At 54.4% G+C, this 756-nt stretch carries 1 protein-coding gene; it reads right to left on the reverse strand.

The annotated features are described in order from the left end of the window. Positions 1 to 135 precede the first annotated feature (135 nt). The gene (locus ACO0LG_RS29515; protein ID WP_423032184.1) at positions 136 to 753 is read right to left on the reverse strand and encodes an energy transducer TonB; all 618 of its coding nucleotides are present in this window, start codon (positions 751 to 753) and stop codon (positions 136 to 138) included. Between the last annotated feature and the right edge of the window lie 3 nt (positions 754 to 756).

Genomic DNA, 756 nt, shown 5'->3' on the forward strand with positions numbered 1-756 from the left:
CACAGAGAAAAGCAAGAGGAAGAATTTCGTTTTGCACAGAACTGATTGAGTAAATACTTGTTGCTTTTTCTCTTTCAGGTTTCTCTGTGCTCCTCTGTGTCTCCGTGCCTCTGTGTTGAGAGGTCTTGATCTTTTTTATTCCAACTTCCAAACGTATTGAACTTTCGCCCAGGTCTGTTGTGGCTTACCATCGACGGTACCTGGTTTGTTTTTGCAGGAACCTGACATCAACTGGGATTTCACCGCATTGTCGAGACCGCGGAATCCACTGGATTTGTCGATCTTGACGTCGGCTACTGTACCGTCTGCGCCGATCAGGACGGACAGCAGGACGGTGCCGGTTTCTTCATTGCGCAGGGAGGCGCGTGGATATTCCGGTTTGCAACCTCCTACGTTGAAGTCGATCACGCCTGGTATCGTCACCGGGCCTGTGGCCTTGGCTTCTGTCGGTGGCGCTGGCGGGGCCTGGGTCTTGGTGAATGTCGGGTTTTCTGGCTTGACATTCGATACAGCTGCAATCGCTGTTGCGGGTTGTGGCTGTGGCTGCACCTGCACTTCCGGCGGCGGAATGAACGGTGGCGGCGGGGCCAATAATTTCGGTGGCGGTGGGGGCGGTGTGTCTGGTGGCGGGGGCGGTGGTTTCACTTCTTCGACCAGCTTGACTTCTGCTGGCTTGATCACCACTTCCATCGCTTTGCGCGCCAATCCAGATACCAGGGCATATACCACCAGTACGTGAAATGCGATAACCAGCCC

The organism is Undibacterium sp. Ji42W (genome assembly GCF_049340405.1).
Classification (GTDB): Bacteria; Pseudomonadota; Gammaproteobacteria; order Burkholderiales; family Burkholderiaceae_D; genus Undibacterium.